Annotated in this window: 22 protein-coding genes and 3 pseudogenes; 1 reads left to right on the forward strand and 24 read right to left on the reverse strand. The window is 36.0% G+C overall.

What is annotated here, in order from left to right:
• Positions 1-70: 70 nt before the first annotated feature.
• Positions 71-487: a hypothetical protein gene (locus tag BLL40_RS09345; protein WP_073711632.1), complete on the forward strand. Its 417-nt coding sequence runs from the start codon at positions 71-73 to the stop codon at positions 485-487.
• A 37-nt stretch (positions 488-524) separates the two neighbouring features.
• On the opposite strand, the gene BLL40_RS18020 is transcribed toward BLL40_RS09345, so the two are convergent.
• The 24 genes and pseudogenes from BLL40_RS18020 to BLL40_RS09450 all read right to left on the reverse strand — a co-directional run bounded on the left by BLL40_RS18020 (position 525) and on the right by BLL40_RS09450 (position 15497).
• Positions 525-716 carry a DUF1064 domain-containing protein gene (locus BLL40_RS18020; protein ID WP_281247249.1) on the reverse strand — a complete coding sequence of 64 codons (192 nt, stop codon included), beginning with the start codon at positions 714-716 and terminating at the stop codon, positions 525-527.
• A gap of 11 nt (positions 717-727) precedes the next feature.
• Positions 728-973, reverse strand: a complete 246-nt coding sequence (locus BLL40_RS18025) for a DUF1064 domain-containing protein (protein ID WP_281247250.1) — start codon at positions 971-973, stop codon at positions 728-730.
• Positions 974-1113: 140 nt separating this feature from the next.
• Entirely contained in the window at positions 1114-1308 is a 195-nt protein-coding gene (locus BLL40_RS09355) for a hypothetical protein (RefSeq protein ID WP_073711633.1), read from the reverse strand.
• Positions 1309-1428: 120 nt separating this feature from the next.
• Positions 1429-1632, reverse strand: a complete 204-nt coding sequence (locus BLL40_RS09360; RefSeq protein ID WP_073711634.1) for a hypothetical protein — start codon at positions 1630-1632, stop codon at positions 1429-1431.
• A gap of 412 nt (positions 1633-2044) precedes the next feature.
• Positions 2045-2260, reverse strand: a complete 216-nt coding sequence (locus BLL40_RS09365; protein WP_073711635.1) for a helix-turn-helix domain-containing protein — start codon at positions 2258-2260, stop codon at positions 2045-2047.
• A 10-nt stretch (positions 2261-2270) separates the two neighbouring features.
• Complete coding sequence (locus BLL40_RS09370) at positions 2271-2750, reverse strand: DUF2975 domain-containing protein (RefSeq protein ID WP_073711636.1); 480 nt, start codon at positions 2748-2750, stop codon at positions 2271-2273.
• Positions 2751-2785: 35 nt separating this feature from the next.
• Positions 2786-3271 carry a DUF2975 domain-containing protein gene (locus tag BLL40_RS09375; protein WP_073711637.1) on the reverse strand — a complete coding sequence of 162 codons (486 nt, stop codon included), beginning with the start codon at positions 3269-3271 and terminating at the stop codon, positions 2786-2788.
• A 712-nt stretch (positions 3272-3983) separates the two neighbouring features.
• Entirely contained in the window at positions 3984-4424 is a 441-nt protein-coding gene (locus BLL40_RS09380) for a cell wall hydrolase (RefSeq protein WP_073711638.1), read from the reverse strand.
• A 139-nt stretch (positions 4425-4563) separates the two neighbouring features.
• Complete coding sequence (locus BLL40_RS09385; RefSeq protein WP_073711639.1) at positions 4564-5355, reverse strand: DUF817 domain-containing protein; 792 nt, start codon at positions 5353-5355, stop codon at positions 4564-4566.
• A 112-nt stretch (positions 5356-5467) separates the two neighbouring features.
• A pseudogene (locus BLL40_RS18225) lies at positions 5468-5593 on the reverse strand (DUF2975 domain-containing protein); the annotation flags it as partial.
• A 148-nt stretch (positions 5594-5741) separates the two neighbouring features.
• On the reverse strand, positions 5742-5963 hold the full coding sequence (locus BLL40_RS09390; protein ID WP_073711640.1) for a helix-turn-helix domain-containing protein: 222 nt from the start codon (positions 5961-5963) through the stop codon (positions 5742-5744).
• 10 nt (positions 5964-5973) lie between these two features.
• Positions 5974-6459 (reverse strand): annotated as a pseudogene (locus tag BLL40_RS09395) (DUF2975 domain-containing protein).
• A gap of 37 nt (positions 6460-6496) precedes the next feature.
• A complete protein-coding gene (locus tag BLL40_RS09400; RefSeq protein WP_073711641.1) occupies positions 6497-6979 on the reverse strand; it encodes a DUF2975 domain-containing protein in 483 nt (160 codons plus the stop codon).
• 1011 nt (positions 6980-7990) lie between these two features.
• Complete coding sequence (locus BLL40_RS09405; protein WP_073711642.1) at positions 7991-8245, reverse strand: hypothetical protein; 255 nt, start codon at positions 8243-8245, stop codon at positions 7991-7993.
• A 29-nt stretch (positions 8246-8274) separates the two neighbouring features.
• Positions 8275-9165, reverse strand: coding sequence for an acyl-ACP desaturase (locus BLL40_RS09410; protein WP_073711643.1), 891 nt, complete (start codon positions 9163-9165; stop codon positions 8275-8277).
• Positions 9166-9756: 591 nt separating this feature from the next.
• Positions 9757-10149 carry a phage holin gene (locus BLL40_RS09415; RefSeq protein WP_073711644.1) on the reverse strand — a complete coding sequence of 131 codons (393 nt, stop codon included), beginning with the start codon at positions 10147-10149 and terminating at the stop codon, positions 9757-9759.
• A 5-nt stretch (positions 10150-10154) separates the two neighbouring features.
• On the reverse strand, positions 10155-10373 hold the full coding sequence (locus BLL40_RS09420; RefSeq protein ID WP_073711645.1) for a BhlA/UviB family holin-like peptide: 219 nt from the start codon (positions 10371-10373) through the stop codon (positions 10155-10157).
• A 279-nt stretch (positions 10374-10652) separates the two neighbouring features.
• A pseudogene (locus BLL40_RS16810) lies at positions 10653-10953 on the reverse strand (IS4 family transposase); the annotation flags it as partial.
• Between the two features lie 81 nt (positions 10954-11034).
• Positions 11035-11577, reverse strand: a complete 543-nt coding sequence (locus tag BLL40_RS09425) for a peroxiredoxin family protein (RefSeq protein ID WP_073711646.1) — start codon at positions 11575-11577, stop codon at positions 11035-11037.
• Positions 11577-12263, reverse strand: a complete 687-nt coding sequence (locus BLL40_RS09430; protein WP_073711647.1) for an ABC transporter ATP-binding protein — start codon at positions 12261-12263, stop codon at positions 11577-11579. The genes BLL40_RS09425 and BLL40_RS09430 overlap by 1 nt, the downstream gene beginning before the upstream one ends.
• Positions 12263-13060 carry an ABC transporter permease gene (locus BLL40_RS09435; RefSeq protein WP_073711684.1) on the reverse strand — a complete coding sequence of 266 codons (798 nt, stop codon included), beginning with the start codon at positions 13058-13060 and terminating at the stop codon, positions 12263-12265. Before BLL40_RS09435 ends, BLL40_RS09430 begins: the two co-directional genes overlap by 1 nt.
• 11 nt (positions 13061-13071) lie before the next feature.
• Entirely contained in the window at positions 13072-13527 is a 456-nt protein-coding gene (locus BLL40_RS09440) for a nitrous oxide reductase accessory protein NosL (RefSeq protein ID WP_083566467.1), read from the reverse strand.
• Entirely contained in the window at positions 13524-14786 is a 1263-nt protein-coding gene (locus tag BLL40_RS09445; protein WP_073711649.1) for a right-handed parallel beta-helix repeat-containing protein, read from the reverse strand. The genes BLL40_RS09440 and BLL40_RS09445 overlap by 4 nt, the downstream gene beginning before the upstream one ends.
• Before the next feature lie 60 nt (positions 14787-14846).
• The gene (locus BLL40_RS09450; RefSeq protein ID WP_245797924.1) at positions 14847-15497 is read right to left on the reverse strand and encodes a nitrous oxide reductase accessory protein NosL; all 651 of its coding nucleotides are present in this window, start codon (positions 15495-15497) and stop codon (positions 14847-14849) included.
• Positions 15498-15748 lie beyond the last annotated feature (251 nt).

The following is a 15748-nucleotide window of genomic DNA, read 5'->3' on the forward strand; positions in this document are numbered from 1 at the left end:
CGCATCCCGGCACCATATAAGCTTTGCAACATATACTTCATTGAATTAACTTTAAAAAGGGGGATTTTTAATGAAATTGGATCAAACGTTAAAAGACCTTTTAGCAAAAGCAAACTTATATGGACTGCTGGCAAAAAAATACGAATACGTGGATCCTCAAAAGCACATGCATTATTATCAACAGCACTTTTATTACGTAACGAAGCTTGAACAACATTACATGATGCTTGAAGGGCATAACAGTGCCCCCAAAACGATGCCTGAAAAAGAGAACAATGCTCCACAAATGATGCCTAGGAGAGAAAACAACACTCCACAAACGATGCCTAGAAGAGAGAACAACGCTCCACAAACAATGCCTAGAAGAGAGAACAACGCTCCACAAACGATGCCTAGAGGATATAACTATGCTGCTCCGCAAATGATGCCTAGAGGGTATAACTATGCTACTCTGCAAGTGATGCCTGGACAGTTTCTATTCTATTAATTTTATTGGGAAGCCGTTTTTTACGGCTTCTTTTTAGTTAAAGAACGATTTCAGCGTTTTCTCTCCACTCACCGTGACTATATTCCATGACTGCTACTTCCTGTCCGATTGCCTTTTCTAATAACTTACGCTGCATTGAAAAATCCTGCGAAATAGGTCTGCCTTTGACATCAACAATTTCTAGCAGACTATCCTTGTAATACACTTTAAAATCGGCTATGTATTTCATTGCCTTCGTTTTTAATCCTTTTCAGAAGCATAGAGTACAATTGATAGCCCGCCCGTTTTCGGACTTGTCTGCTTGCCTGATCCGTTACAGCGATAGCACTTAACTGGGTATGAAGGAATTACTTCGAATACCGGTTGCACTTCTACTTTTTCAACCGTCTGATCTGCTAGAAGACGCATGTAGTAACCGGCTTCGGATTTGCTGTCATAAAGAACGCCGTACACATATATTTTCTTCACATTCCAATTACGAACCATGTGCTGCCATTTCCGGTATATCACTCACTTCATCTATCTTGATTCGTTTTTTTCAAACTCCTTCACAAGATCGACATTGATCGTCTTCCCCCACTGCTGTTTTTTCACTTTCATTCCACTTTATCCCCCACTCTTGTGTACTACCGTGCCCTTGCTTTCGCCATTTCAGCCACACACGCTATTTCCCTTGCATATGGATTATCCGCTTCAATAAAGCCCTTATTGACCATCTGTGTCACCAGTGCGTCAATGTCGTCCGTTGTATATCCTTCTGTGTGAAATACCCGTTCGTGATAACTCATGGGCTTTTCAATATACATCGTAAAAGATTTCATTTTACCCTCTTCCTTTCTATTTGTTGCTACTTTAATCTCGACAATATTCGCCACTCTAATCATTTATACGACAGAATAATATCTTTATGCACATTTTCGAAATAATAAAGATGTTCAATATCACTTATCAATACTGCACTCCTTTCGCTGCATATTGCCGCTGTTGGCCTTTGATACAATACACATCAACTGCGGATTGGACTTCACTTCAACAACATTTCCCAAACGGTACTGGTCACGATCATCACTACTCTGTAGTGACGATAAATGCTTGTGATCCCCTTCAGCGTCTGTTAAATGCTCGTAGTCTGTGATTGGTGTCATGCCCTTCCCCCTTTCTTATTACATTTCCAATAAGGCATGGTATGTTTCTCTCTTAATCTCTTCAAACGGCTGAAAGACCTCCCGATCTGAAAAGCCGTCGTCATCAACAAGACCGGACATACTAGCAATATGCCCGCTACAGCAAGCGGACGATTGAAATTATTCATAGTACGATGTATAACACCATGAGTAAGTAGGAGAATTAAAATAAATGAAAGGGACATCTATATTCGTAACGGGTTCCCTTTTGAGGTGCATATATTGCAAATCACATCATGTTTTTTGTCACTAATATCAATGAAATTCTCTAAGTAAATAACATCAATAAACGTAAAGAAGGGATAGCTTAATGGCTATCCCTTAAATTCTCTATCGACTCCCGTTAGTTAAATAAATTTGTTGTCTGTTTTTATTAAGTGTCCTCATCCCTTTTGTACTCCAAAACATCACCCGGCTGACAATCCAAAGTCTTACATATCGCTTCTAATGTTGAAAAACGAACCGCTTTTGCTTTCCCATTTTTCAGAATGGAAAGATTCGCCATAGTAATTCCAACCCTCTCAGAAAGCTCCGTTACGCTCATTTTTCGTTTTGCTAACATCACATCAATATTAATAATAATTGCCATATCCTCCACCTCAGACCGTTAAATCATTTTCTGATTTTATGTTAATCGCTTCTTGTAGAAGCCGTTGGAGGATAGCAGCAAAAACGGCGATAACCAACGAAGCAAAAATGATGATGAGTCCCATTAATACAATAGGAGGGTCAACTTTCTTCGCTATAAAATGAAAGAGTGGCAAACCTAATACATACAAACCACTGATTGTAATCGCACAGCACTTTATGTTCTTTAACGCCTTTACAGATAATTCCGAGAACGCTGTGTTCTCGTCAATATACTGTAAAAGATTGAAAGCCTGATAGAGAGCAAAGTAAAAAGGCACAGCCGCTCCATACATCACGATGAAAACGAGATATTTCATTGGGGCAATATTTGGATACAATTTTGCTGCGAAATTCGCCATATGGGGCACTAAAAATATGCACAATGCAAGAACTGAGATTCCTATAAAAATAACAGCTAGCTTTAAAAAGAGTGTCGTAACTTGTTTCATAAAAAGTACCTCGTTAATTAAATTTTCTCAAACCGTTAATCATTTTTTGACTTAATATCTGGGACATTATTTAATGGCTTTTGAAGTGCATCCACAATGGCTGCGATGATACTTGTTGCTAAAATACCCATTAGACTTAGTGATATAGGACCTGCTGGGTCATCTCCTGTGATTTTAGCAAGCACCTTTAAGCTTACTATTCCTAACAGAATGAGGAAAATAACTGTAAAAGCACATTTTTTTATAACCTTCAAAGACTTAAGGGATAATTCAGAGAAAGCATTGTTTTTTTCGATATAGGTTAGTAGTTTAAATGCTTGATACAACGCAACAGAAAACGTAATACAGAATCCATATGCACATACTAAAAAGGGGATTAGGAAATAAGCCGTATCTGGATGTACCTTTGCATCTTTAATGGCTATCTCAGGCAACCAATGGATACATAAAACAAGCATCGCAATTCCAATCAGAAAAATAATTACCTTTAAGAAAGTGGTTGAACGTTGTTTAACATTCATTTAAAGCACCTCACTGATTTAATAATAAAATGACTTTAACACATAATTTATTGTTTTACAATAAATTATTATTGATTTTAATTATATTTTTATTGTTATATAAATATTCTTTTAATTTTAGACAAAGATAAAAAGCATTCCTCATTACAAAGAAATGCTCTATAACTTTAAACTTTTCAATTTATACTTGTTAAACTAACCTGCCCCGTTAGCTCAATAAGAAAATCAACACCAGTCTTTATGTACATATGATCGTCCCTGCTTTATAAAACAAAGAGATCATCTGGGGACCTCTTGTGCTCACTACAGACGTTTTTCTACTTTTCATCTCTTCTAACACTGTCTTCTTTCAGAAAATAAGCTATAGGTGCTTCTAAAGGCTTTCTTATCCTAGTCTATCCGTTTCATTATCTTTATCGTAAAAACCAATCTATTTAAACTCTGGTTAAAATACGTTTAATTGTTTTTCAGTCACATCATGAAATTTCGCTGGAACTTCGCCTTTGCTTGAACGCGTTCCTATCTTGGCTTCTATAGTACCTGCTTTTGTATGTGTTTATATGTAAATAAGCGAAACAGCCAAACAAGAATTTATGACTTAACTCAAATAAGTATGTTTAATAAAAACGCTTTGTTAAATTTTAATCAAAGAAAAAAGACCGAAAAAATCGGTCTTTTTTATAGGTCTTATTGAACTAACGCACCTGTTAATTCAATAAGTATAAACATTATCACATGTTCCGGCTTTTGGTTCATAAAAACAATGATTTTTAAATTGACCAGCAAAAGGTTGATCGTACCATGTTGGAGGGCATGGCGCATATGGATTAAAGTACCAAAGAGAATATTTAGCTGGTTGTTGTCTCCAATAATCCAAATTCTGTTTTGCTAATCTTTTTTCAGCAGTTCTCGCTCTCTGATAAAATAAAGTACCTTTTTGAACAGCTTCAAAGGCATAATTACTGCCTTGTATTTGATAAATAACATGGGGAATTGTTCTTAAATTGTTAAAGTCTAAACAATTTGCTTTAAGACGATTAACAATTACATTCCCAACATATAACATCCCCTGTTTTCCTTCACCTTCTGCTTCTGCTCTCATCATCCTCGCCATTAAGTCAACGTCCGAACTTCGGTAACTTACTCTTGGCATTTTTTCACCCCCAAAATATAGTATAAAAAAAAGCCTACATTGGTGTAGACTTTTTTTAAATAAAATCACCTTTCATCCTAAAGAAAATCAACAATAGTCTTCATTTACATATAATCCTTTTTGAGATAGTTCTTAACAGTTATAATAATTGACTAGTATCTATCCTAGTAGAACTTTTTCCCTTAACCTGCTTTAACGTCGCTACTATAAGAAAGCTAACAATCACTAATAAGAGCCATGAACTCACCTTTCCTAGATGAACGAGACTCCATGCCTCAGTTTGATTTGGATATTCCCAGGCTCCAAAGAACGTTGCGATATTTTCGGCTATCCATATAAAAAATCCGATGAGCACAAAAGAAAGTGCAAGTGGCATACGATAACGAGTACCATCAACCTCGTATGTGACCCATGATTGCCAAAAGACGATAATGACAAGTCCAGATAACCAAAAGCGGACATCAATCCAATAATGGTGAGTGAAAAAATTCAAATAAATCGCAGCTGCAAGAGGTACAACTACCAAAAACGGTGGCCACTTAACCAGTTCAACCTTAAGCCTCCTCCACGCCTGGCAAAGATAACTCGCTACACTTGCGTACATGAATCCGCTATACAAAGGCACTCCAAAAATTTTGAAATATCCTTCCTCTGGATAAGACCAGGAGCCCATATGTACCTTGAAAAGTTCAAGAGCAAGTCCAATAAGGTGGAACAATGTGATAACCTTTAACTCATCCCGTGTTTCAAGCCCAGAACGCACCATCCACCACTGCATCAGAAGACAGATGATGAGCAGCCCGTCATACCGTGGTAGGAAGGGAAGTGACATGATTTGTGTAAATGCCAAAGAGACAAAAATAACGACAGGAAACAAACATGATAGGGCCTGCTCCCAACCAAAACGAACGAGTTGTTTTAGTGCTCTCATGATTTGTGCCTCCAAAGGTTTTTTCTGAATCTATGTAAGCCCTGCTTAATATAGTAACTAAATAGATTTAGGGTTATGTACATAAGTTCATCGTCGAATAATTTCTTTTATTTTAAAAGGCTAGAAGCAAAAACATTCCTATTATGTATAAGATAACAATAGATAGAGCATAGCGTTGAATTTGATTCAACGAATGAACAGATAGGTCTGAAAATGCATTTTTACTCTCAATATAACCTAAAAGCTTTACTGATTAGAATAAAGGAAGAAAACCTGGAATCATTTTGAATGATTAAATTCATGAGCAACTTCCCTTTTATGAATTTGATTCATTGAAAGGAATAGAAATCCTTCTCCTCCTTTCAATGTTAAATATCCCCACTTTATTAATCTTGGGTGTCTTCATCACTTTGGTATTCTAAAATATCTCCGGGTTGACATGCTAATGCTTTACAAATTGCCTCTAAAGTTGAAAGCCTAATTGCTTTTGCCTTTCCATTTTTCAATATAGAAAGGTTAGCCATTGTTATTCCAACCCTTTCCGAAAGTTCTGTTACGCTCATTTTCCTTTTAGCCAGCATCACATCAATATTGATTATAATTGCCATTGTTTTCACCTCACACGGTTATATCGTTCTCTGATTTTATATCAATCGCCTCTTTTAAAAGCCTTTGAAGAAGAGCCATAAAGGATGCAATTACGCTTGAAGCAAAAGTGCACATTAATCCCAGACTTGTAACACCTGCTCTGTCACCTTCAATAAATATACCTACGAATATTGTTCCTAATACAATTAAGATGCTGATTGTGATTACACAGTACTTTATATGCCTCAAAGCCCTAACAGATAATTCGGAGAAAGCCTTGCTCCTCTCTATGTAGCTTAAAAATTTAAATGTTTAATACAGCGCAACAAAAAATGGAATAGACAGTACATACGTACATACTAAAAAGGGATATCGCAAGTAAGTAGTCTCTGGATTCACTTCTGCATCTCTACTGGCTATCCCAGGTAACCAAAATATACACAAAGCAAATGCCGTAATTCTAATAAGAGAAACAACTACTTTCAAGAAAATGGTTGAACCTTGTGTATGTTTCATAAAAAGCACCTTACTTGAAATTGCCATGTTATTCACCTTAGACCGTTAAATCATTTTCTGTTTTTATGTCTATGGCATTTTTTAATAGCTGTTGAAGAACAGCAGCAAAGACTGCAATCACCATTGAAGCAAAGATTATGACCAATCCGATTAATATGATACCTGGAGCATCGTCTTTCTCTGCTATGAGATATAAGAGTGGCATGTCTATCACATACAAGATACTGATTGTGCTTGCACAGTATTTTATATTTCTTAAAGCTCTTACAGATAATTCCGAGAAAGCTTTGTCCTTGTCAATATAGCTTAAAAGTTTAAAAGCCTGATACAAAGCGAAGTAAAAAGGGATCGCGGCTGCATACAAACCGATTAAAACGAGATATTTCAAGTAAGTAATATCTGGATACAATTTTGTTGCATAATTCGCTATCTCAGGCACCAAAAATATGCATAAAGCAAGAACAGGAATTCCAATAATAATAACAGCTATCTTTAAAAAGAGTGTTGTTCCTTGTTTCATAAAAAGCACCTCACTTCATTATTTTCAACTTGATTTTAAAACAAAATTTATCGTTTTACAATAAAAATTTGTTATTTTTAATTATATTATTATTGTTATATAAATATTCTTTAAATTTTAGACAAAGATAAAAAAGCATTCCTCATTACAAAGAAATGCTCTATAACTTTAAACTTTTCAATTTATACTTGTTCAACTAACCTGCTCCGTTAGCTCAATAAGAAAATCAACACCAGTCTTTATATACATATGATCGTCCCTGCTTTATAAAACAAAGTGATCATCTGGCGGCAGCTTGTCTCCTCTATAAGCGTTTTTCTACTTTTCATCTTCTAATTCATAACATAGGCTACACGCGCTTCTGAATGCTTATTCGCCATAGTCTACCCGCTTCATCATCTTTGTCTTAAAAATCAATCTATTTAAACTCTGGTTAGAATACGTTTAATTGTTTTTCCGTCCCATCATGAAGTTTCACTAGAAATTCGCCATTACTTGAATCGAATCCGCTCCCCTTTAAGCTTCTAAAATACCCGCTTTTGTATGCCATTATTTGTAAATAGGCAGAACAGCCTAATATGGGTTTATAGCATAGCTTAAATATGTACATTTAATAAACAGGCTCTGTTAATTTTTAACCAAAGAAAAAAGACCGAAACAAATCGCTCTTTTTTACAGGTCTTCTTGAACTAACGCCCCCGTTAGTTTAAATACATTTCCTCACAAACGATTAGTTCAATAAATAATAAATAAAAAGCCAGCTTTCCGTAAACTAGAAAAACTGGCTTTTTGTTATTGTGCTATGGAATCCAGATAGCTGCTGAAATGGAGTTAAGTAACCACGGTATTCACCGGTTAATCCATGGCAAGTTATGAAAAATGAAGAACTGAATTATAATTGGTCTAGCTCTTTGTATACTTACTCTTAGAGGACAAAAAACAATTTCCTCCTTGGAAACCAGTCCAATTATTATTTCATATTTTTCCAAGTTCAGTAATTGTCAACTAGAATTAACTTTCGATTTCAAGAATAGCCTCGATTTCTTCTTGGATCTCTCTATTTACCGAAAGAGAACGTTTTTTTCTTAATTCAAGATCTATTTCTTTGTCAATAAAATGATTGGTATGTTTATCAAAACAATCGAAACACATAGAGTAAAAATCTTTTTTCTCTTTCTTTAGAAAATCAAATTCCCACGTTTCAAGTTCTAAATAACTTACTTTATCTTTCGTTTCTTTTTCACATAATTCACAAGTTGTGTTCATTGTAAAAAATCCTTTCTTACACCTACCTTTTATTTTTTTACTAGGTGGCGATCCCTAATTCTTTTTAAACGACCATGATATTTCAATATATTCGCTTGTGATTGTTTGGCATCTTCGCTAGTAGGTTGTAAGTTAGCAATATCCCAATAAGTCACAATTACATCTAATACTTGGTCAAAGTATTGTAGTGGGCCATAATTCGCATCTATTGCAATGGTTTTCATTCTATCGTTAAAGTCTGGCATAACGGCGCCCGGCATAGAGAAATTAATAATTACATTTTCAAAATAAACAATGAAATTCGGATCAAGTTCAAGATGTGCTTTCACTGTGTCACGATAAAATGCATAATGAAGTGCTTCGTCTTTCGCTAAACGTCGAAGTAATGTTGCTAACTCTTTGTCGTGTGGACTCGCTATTTTAGCTATATTATTATAAAAAACGAGTGTGGCTAACTCTTGCAATGAAGTATAGGCCATTGTTGCTAGAGGGTTCGTGAAGTCTGGAAACCAACCGCTTTCAACTACTCGTCTTCTTAACTCATGCAACCTTGTAGGATTTACGTTTCGTGTCACCAATAAATACGTTTCAAGTAAGTTAGAGTGCTGGTCTTCTTCAGCCGTCCAAGTGCGTACGAAATCATTTATTACTTCCATTGAATTTTTAAATGTATAATCCAAATGCGAAGTATACCAAGGTAAATTTACTTCTGTAAGTAGTGCTGTTTCTATCGCTACAATGATACCTTCTGGAAGAGTTACTTGACTCTCATCCCAAGGAACTCGTTTAAAGGACATAGCCTTGTCCCATGGAATAAATTCGTGATAGCTCCAGTCAACATTTGCAGAACGTTCCTTATGCAATTGATATAATTCTTTAATGCGCGGTTCTAAGCGTATATCCAAATCAGAATTTAACATTATCTTTTCTCCTTAAGGTTTTTTGCTGTCTAATTTTAAATCATTAAAGATGTTCTTTTTTCACAATCAAACGGAAAAAATTTTCTACCGAACTTTCTTATATTAACGCACCCGTTACTTTAAGTACAATACTTCACAATATTCTACGTTAATCAAACCAAAAAGGCCATACCTTATTTAAGCATCGCACCCGTTACTTTGAGAAAATATCAATAACATTTTTATATACATATGGTCGTCCCTACTTTATAAAGTGAAACTTCATTCAGGGGGGGTTAGGTTCACAGATTGTGAATCATGCAGACGTTGTCACAGGACGTGACGATCTTAGTCTGCGTTCCACTATCCCCTACTGAATGAAAAATGAAACAGGAACTCAAGTAAAGAGCACCGCGTCCTGCGGCAATACTTGAGTGACCGGCTTCAGCCGGCCCGAACCAATCGGGCTTTTACGGGCAGTTGATCCCCCGCTTATCCTTCTTGTCTTTTCGACGTCTTGAAGCGAGGGTCTTACTGCCCGTTAATGCGGGATAAACGAAAGTGATCATCATTTCAATAATCAGGGGGGATAACCTTTAATTTGGAGGAATATCATGTTTCTTCTACAGCTGCGTAAAGAATATGGGCTTTTTTATCTCGATAGCAAGACGACAAGATAAGTGGCGTCAGTAGCCACCGAAATGAACGTCCCTTTTTTTGAAAATAATTTCTTTTTGAATGATGTATATACAAGCGAGCAGATGACAAACCAAGGGCAAAAACTGACGGGCAAATTAACCAAATATGAACAGCTAGTTGCCATTGGTCATATGAGAATATCTGAATAAATGATAGTTGTTGTTTTAAAAAAGCGAATTCAACCTGTTCATTATTAAACGGCATCGAGCTGTATCTAAAGGAGGCAAGTCCCTGATTAATAAGCGCAACAAAAAGAACCACTGCGCGAACAATGGTCCCTGTATCAATACTTTTAATGCCTTGCATATAACTCACTCTCGCTCGTTATTTTTAATTTCATTAATGTCTTTTTCTAATCTTTCTAATGAACAAACAATTTTATCTTGCGTTTCATTCTGTCGCTCGATCTGCGCCATCAATTTATTTTCACGTTCTTTTGACTCAGCCATTTGAATGCGTAACAGCCATACAAACAACACGCAAAAAACCCCTTGTACCCACAATTCAACTGGCAATTGTGTTAAGTCCATCAATCATCCCCCCTCTTTAATCAATTGAAATTCAATTGATTTCTCTGCTACTCTTTTACAACATAATATTTGGAATTTTTTAAAATTTAAACCGTTACTATTTAAATGAATTAGGATCATATTTAATATGTTTATTCATTTCTATTAGCCTCCTTCTCTATATCATATTCCATATATTATTTGCTGTTCTCCACACCTGCATTATTAATAAGGTAAATAATCATTACATCTTTTCTTTCCTTATTGTGTTCTGCGAATGACCGTATGACCTGCTTTACAAGCGAAATGATCAGGTAGTTGAAACACTGTCACATCTAAAATACGAATACGATTGAAAGTAGAAAGCATGTGTGCAGAAAGCGATTGATTTGAACATAGTTTTTGCTTGAGAAGAGAGGGAAAGACTTGTCGAAGAAATGCGACAGCTGAAGGATTAAAGCATTGATTCAATCCTTCAGGGCTCATCAGTACTTCAGTAGTAGCTTCTAATCGACTGCACAAAACCAACTTGTCTGGCAGTTTCTTGTAGAATCGTTGGAGATAGAAAGCGGTGTAATTCTTCAGTAAGTGAGAGAACCATGAAAAAACGTCGTCCTGTGTCAGAAGGTATGATAAGCTGGCAAGGACCGATTGAATCACAAGAAATCTATCTGTAATTTACTTATAATGCCGGTTGAATCAGTTCTTCTAGCATATTTTCATCAAGCGGTCCTGCAATTTCATGCAAAATTTCACCTTCACGATTTAAAATAATCGTTGTAGGAACTGTAAACACGCCATACATCGTACTCACTTCACCTTTTTTGTCTAACAGAATAGGAAAAGTAACATTGTATTTCTTTGCAAATGATTGGATTACCTTTACCCTATTATCTTTATGTGATAAGTTAACAGCTAATATTTCGACATCTTTATCCTTAAAATTCTCATAAAAAGCTTGTAGATGTGGTACTTCTTTTTGGCAAGGCTGACACCATGTTGCCCAAAAATTTAAAATGACTACTTTCCCTCGCTGACTGTGTAAATCCATCATTTGCCCATCAATCGTCGGTAATTCAAAATTGGTTGCTTGCATGACCTTTTTATTATCCTCATTCACAACAAGCTCTTCTTTATTTACGTGTTGTTGAGAGCTTGTATATATTTCCTTTCCTAAAAACCCTAGAAGAATACAGACAACAACTAGTCCGACAAAACGTTTCATCAGAGCCCCTCCTTCTTCGTTAACTTCAACCAAACTTGTTCTAAATTCGTACAGTTTTCTCGTTCTAATAAGGATGAAATTGTACCTGTTGCGAGTATTTCACCGTCATTTAATAGAATAACACTATCTGCGATTTCCTCTGCTAAACTTAATAAATGTGTTGAAAAAAGTACAATTTGCCCGTTTTGTTTTTCATGTAAAAGTACCTTCTTTAACTGCGCAATCCAATACGGATCCAACCCATTTGTTGGTTCATCTAAGATAAAAAGAGAACCTTCACCCATCATGCTTTGCGCTAAATTTAGACGTTGTCGCATCCCTTTTGAAAATTGTCCAACTTTTAATTCCTTTGCTTCAAATAGACCAACTTCTTTTAATATGATGTGCTGTCGTTCTTTACTTACTTTTTTTAAATTCCCTAGTAAATGGAGGATTTCTTCAGCCGTTAGCGCTTCTGGGAATGCCAAATCATCTGGCATATAGCGTAGTTCTTCGTTATCTTGCCATACGATTTCACCAGTATCTGGTTTAATTTGTTTAATCAAAAGCTGTATTAACGTACTTTTCCCTGCTCCATTTGCGCCAACCAATGCAATAATTTCACCATTATGTAATGTGAAGCTTGCCTGATTGACACCACGATTCTGCTTATATCGTTTCGTTACATTATTTACTTGGACGACCATTATTTTTGTCCCCTATTCTTTAATACAATCGATGTCATACTAAGCGGTAACACAATCCATACCGCCGTCACAAGCATATAGACGCCAATTCCAACTAGCGTTTGATAAAATGTTGAGATGTCATAAAATGCTGGTCCGAGTACAGCTGTTTGTTTCGACCATAGGAAATAACTAAATCGAATCCACTCCAGTGGATTCAGATGCATCAAGACCATGACTAATTTTCGAAGAATATGCTCCGCCACGACGGTGCCAATCGCCATCACAATATATGAATAGAGCAATGTGAATAGTGACCATATACCCAGTCCGATTGCTAATGCGTGTAATCTATTTTTTGCTAAACTCCCTATTAATAAGCTAATCGCATTAAAAATCATAATCATCATGACCGTAAGTAACACAAAATAAAGAGGTAGACGAATGCCCCCTAGAAAACCGCCGATTAATAAAGCCATACTGATCGCAAGGATAACAATACCTGAAAACACACTGCATAATGCTATATACTTCGTCATTGTATAATGCCGCACCTTTAGTGGATAAGTTTTCAACAAGCCGAACCAGCCCGTTTCGACGTCACTTGCGATATTCATACTGCCTATCGTCAACATAAATAGTGGTAATAAAAATAATAAAATATTTAGCAGTGATGCGGATTGTCTTGTAAATCCAGTCACATCTGGCATAGCAAGGTGTTGAATCATTAATATAGAGATAAAAATAACGACAAATAGTACCGTTACGATTTGTACCCATTTACTGCGTACAAGCTGTTTGCATTCTAAACGTATCATTTGCTTATCCATTAGTGCGTGTGGATTCCCCATTCAAATGTTAATAAATCTTCATATGCTAGTAACTTTCCTGTGCCCTGGTCAGCCAAGTATTGATTGGCCTGCTCCTTTGAAGCAAATGCAAGCACACCGTAATTCATCGGTGTCCAAATATCAGATGCATACACATACGTTGCCTCTTTCACATCAATCCATGTGTGGTCTTGAGCATCTTTAATATAAGCTGCTCCAATTTTGTCTTCTCCACTTTCAAGAATATATTCCACTAAACAACCTAAATCATCATATACATCATGATCACCGTTTTTAAATATGATTTGTCCCGCAAAGTCCATCTCCGTAATGCTCATATTGCAAATTTTGCAAATGGCGGTTTCTGGATTTATCTCTTTTGGCTCATACGATTGTTCGCTGCAACCAACAAGTACAATAGCGAGTGTCACGAGTGCTAATATTTTATTTTTCACGATAATTTCCTCCCTACAACTACAATGAAGATAAGGCAGATTAGCCCTAAAATAAGCTGTGGCACATGTAATTTGAACTTTAATTTAATACTGCTTTGAAATAATTTTGGTTTCGTATCCACAAGTACTACTGGTGCTGAATTATTCCCTTGCTGATCCATTAAATTCAACATAACAACACTAGGTGACTCAATAAAATATTGATAAACGGGCTTTCTAACCATCCACTGCCCAAAACTTTTTACGGCCGTATACGGTGTATCGCCTATACCATCGCCATCATAATCTTTACCGTCATAATCATCATACGAATTGCCCGTTAGGTGAAATCCAGTTGAGTCCGAACGAGCTGTTAAAATATTCCCCATAAATGTATTATTCGTTACGACCACTTCCGATGCTTTCGTCGCTTGAATGGCGGTACCGTTGATACAAAAAAGATTGTTCGTTATTTTCGATATTTGTACATTTTGTAAAATACTTGCCACCGTATTTTCTGCTAACTCATTTTTAGCAACGGTCGCATTTTTCACATCATATAGAAAAAGACCGTTACTGTTAAGTTCATTTTGTTTTTGAATCTGATTATGTGTAATCGTTATTCCATCTACCATCATAACCATCAACCCTGTGACATTTTTTGAAATCTCATTTTCAGTCAACGTGATGTCATCAGAGTACATTAAATGAATACCATAACGGCCGCTTTTAATGATGTTTTTTTGTGCAAATATATCCATTGTATTTTCAATATAAAGTCCGTCTTGTACATTTTCAATGTTGGTACCAGTAATTTCAATATCACGCGAATCATAGACGCCAATCCCATTTTTTTTAGTAGCAAAATGGCCGCTTTTTCCCTTAATCATAATCCCATTCACGTGTATATTTTCTGCGTTAAACATACGGATGCCTTCATTTGAATTATCAATGGCAACATTAGTGATTGTACTCTTTTTCACATTTTTTAGTTCAATTGCCGTTTTCAACACATCAAATTGCAACGATTGTAAGTGTACGTTAGCTGCTTCTACAACCTGAACCCCTATTGATTCAGATTGAATCGACGTTTTCTCCTTACCAATTAGCGTGATTGGCTTTGTGATCATGATAGGACCATCGTAACTTTTATTTTCTAAATAAATTGTTGCCCCCGCTGGACTTTCATCAATTAATGATTGCAGATCATTCGATGCAAATGCTGTTTGACCAAATCCTAAAAATAACAAAAAGCAACTCAAGTATAGGAATCGTTTCATATTACGCCTCATTACAGAAAGCTGCTCTAAAGTTTAGAGCAGCTCGTTTGAATTTTTTATTTACATGCCGTGGCCATGACCTTCTTCATGTTGTTCTTCATGATGCGAATTCTCGCCTTGTTCAGCTTCACGTTGTGCCATTTTTTTCTTACGGCGCTCAAGGGCTTCCTTACGAATATCATGTAATGGTGTTAATTTTGCACCTTCGTTTTCAGTAACATAAGTCGTTGCATCTTCTTCATATTTAAAGAAAATATATCCCCAATTCATTGGTGACTTTAATGCCGTTTTAACAATATAGGCATCGTCTACATTGAACCAATTTAATGTATGATAATCACGTACAAATTTTTCATTTACTTCTTCATGCGCAAACTCTGCATTTAATAAACAACCAATATCGTCATAAAACGCAATCGAGCCATCTGCTTTCACAGCTTGTGCTGAAAAGACACCCATTTTGTCATCTTTCATATATACTTTCATGTTACACATTTCACAAATCGTATCTTCCGTTGGCTCTTGCAGGCGTTCATCTACTATCCATTCACGTTCAGCATTCGCTGTAACTTCTGTAGACATCGTTTTTTCATCAGGTTGTACGTTTTCTGTTTCTTCTACCTTTCCAGTCCCCTCTTCTTCTGTACTGCCACAAGCTGTGAGCATCAGAAATAATGGAATAGCACCAAATAGTAATTTTTTCATCATCATTCATCCCCCAAAACTTTAATAGTTTCATTGTATAAAAGAGTTGTGAAATAAGTATGAAATATTTGTAACAAATTAAACAAAAGCCTTTATACCATGATGTTCATATTATTTCATCCAGTTTCTTACGACAGATGTGCATATATTGAGCTCATTCGCTATTGTGGTAAAACTTTTATGCCCCTATAAATATGTAGTAATAGCCTCTAGCTTGTCTTCTAAAGTGAATGTAAGCATAGATAAACTGCACCCCT

It is taken from the genome of Domibacillus mangrovi (assembly GCF_001906925.1).
Classification (GTDB): Bacteria; Bacillota; Bacilli; order Bacillales; family Domibacillaceae; genus Domibacillus; species Domibacillus mangrovi.

What these genes read in the sequence shown, in the direction of transcription:
- BLL40_RS09435 (WP_073711684.1), bottom strand. Translation starts at nt 13,060, where the DNA reads ATGATACGTTTAGAATGCAAACAGCTTGTACGCAGTAAATGGGTACAA.
- BLL40_RS09430 (WP_073711647.1), bottom strand. Translation starts at nt 12,263, where the DNA reads ATGGTCGTCCAAGTAAATAATGTAACGAAACGATATAAGCAGAATCGT.
- BLL40_RS09370 (WP_073711636.1), bottom strand. Translation starts at nt 2,750, where the DNA reads ATGAAACAAGTTACGACACTCTTTTTAAAGCTAGCTGTTATTTTTATA.
- BLL40_RS09415 (WP_073711644.1), bottom strand. Translation starts at nt 10,149, where the DNA reads ATGCAAGGCATTAAAAGTATTGATACAGGGACCATTGTTCGCGCAGTG.
- BLL40_RS09400 (WP_073711641.1), bottom strand. Translation starts at nt 6,979, where the DNA reads ATGAAACAAGGAACAACACTCTTTTTAAAGATAGCTGTTATTATTATT.
- BLL40_RS09410 (WP_073711643.1), bottom strand. Translation starts at nt 9,165, where the DNA reads ATGTTAAATTCTGATTTGGATATACGCTTAGAACCGCGCATTAAAGAA.
- BLL40_RS09355 (WP_073711633.1), bottom strand. Translation starts at nt 1,308, where the DNA reads ATGAAATCTTTTACGATGTATATTGAAAAGCCCATGAGTTATCACGAA.
- BLL40_RS09385 (WP_073711639.1), bottom strand. Translation starts at nt 5,355, where the DNA reads ATGAGAGCACTAAAACAACTCGTTCGTTTTGGTTGGGAGCAGGCCCTA.
- BLL40_RS09375 (WP_073711637.1), bottom strand. Translation starts at nt 3,271, where the DNA reads ATGAATGTTAAACAACGTTCAACCACTTTCTTAAAGGTAATTATTTTT.
- BLL40_RS09445 (WP_073711649.1), bottom strand. Translation starts at nt 14,786, where the DNA reads ATGAAACGATTCCTATACTTGAGTTGCTTTTTGTTATTTTTAGGATTT.
- BLL40_RS09345 (WP_073711632.1), top strand. Translation starts at nt 71, where the DNA reads ATGAAATTGGATCAAACGTTAAAAGACCTTTTAGCAAAAGCAAACTTA.
- BLL40_RS09405 (WP_073711642.1), bottom strand. Translation starts at nt 8,245, where the DNA reads ATGAACACAACTTGTGAATTATGTGAAAAAGAAACGAAAGATAAAGTA.
- BLL40_RS09360 (WP_073711634.1), bottom strand. Translation starts at nt 1,632, where the DNA reads ATGACACCAATCACAGACTACGAGCATTTAACAGACGCTGAAGGGGAT.
- BLL40_RS09450 (WP_245797924.1), bottom strand. Translation starts at nt 15,497, where the DNA reads ATGATGATGAAAAAATTACTATTTGGTGCTATTCCATTATTTCTGATG.
- BLL40_RS09425 (WP_073711646.1), bottom strand. Translation starts at nt 11,577, where the DNA reads ATGAAACGTTTTGTCGGACTAGTTGTTGTCTGTATTCTTCTAGGGTTT.
- BLL40_RS09380 (WP_073711638.1), bottom strand. Translation starts at nt 4,424, where the DNA reads ATGCCAAGAGTAAGTTACCGAAGTTCGGACGTTGACTTAATGGCGAGG.
- BLL40_RS18020 (WP_281247249.1), bottom strand. Translation starts at nt 716, where the DNA reads ATGAAATACATAGCCGATTTTAAAGTGTATTACAAGGATAGTCTGCTA.
- BLL40_RS09420 (WP_073711645.1), bottom strand. Translation starts at nt 10,373, where the DNA reads ATGGACTTAACACAATTGCCAGTTGAATTGTGGGTACAAGGGGTTTTT.
- BLL40_RS09390 (WP_073711640.1), bottom strand. Translation starts at nt 5,963, where the DNA reads ATGGCAATTATAATCAATATTGATGTGATGCTGGCTAAAAGGAAAATG.
- BLL40_RS18025 (WP_281247250.1), bottom strand. Translation starts at nt 973, where the DNA reads ATGGTTCGTAATTGGAATGTGAAGAAAATATATGTGTACGGCGTTCTT.
- BLL40_RS09365 (WP_073711635.1), bottom strand. Translation starts at nt 2,260, where the DNA reads ATGGCAATTATTATTAATATTGATGTGATGTTAGCAAAACGAAAAATG.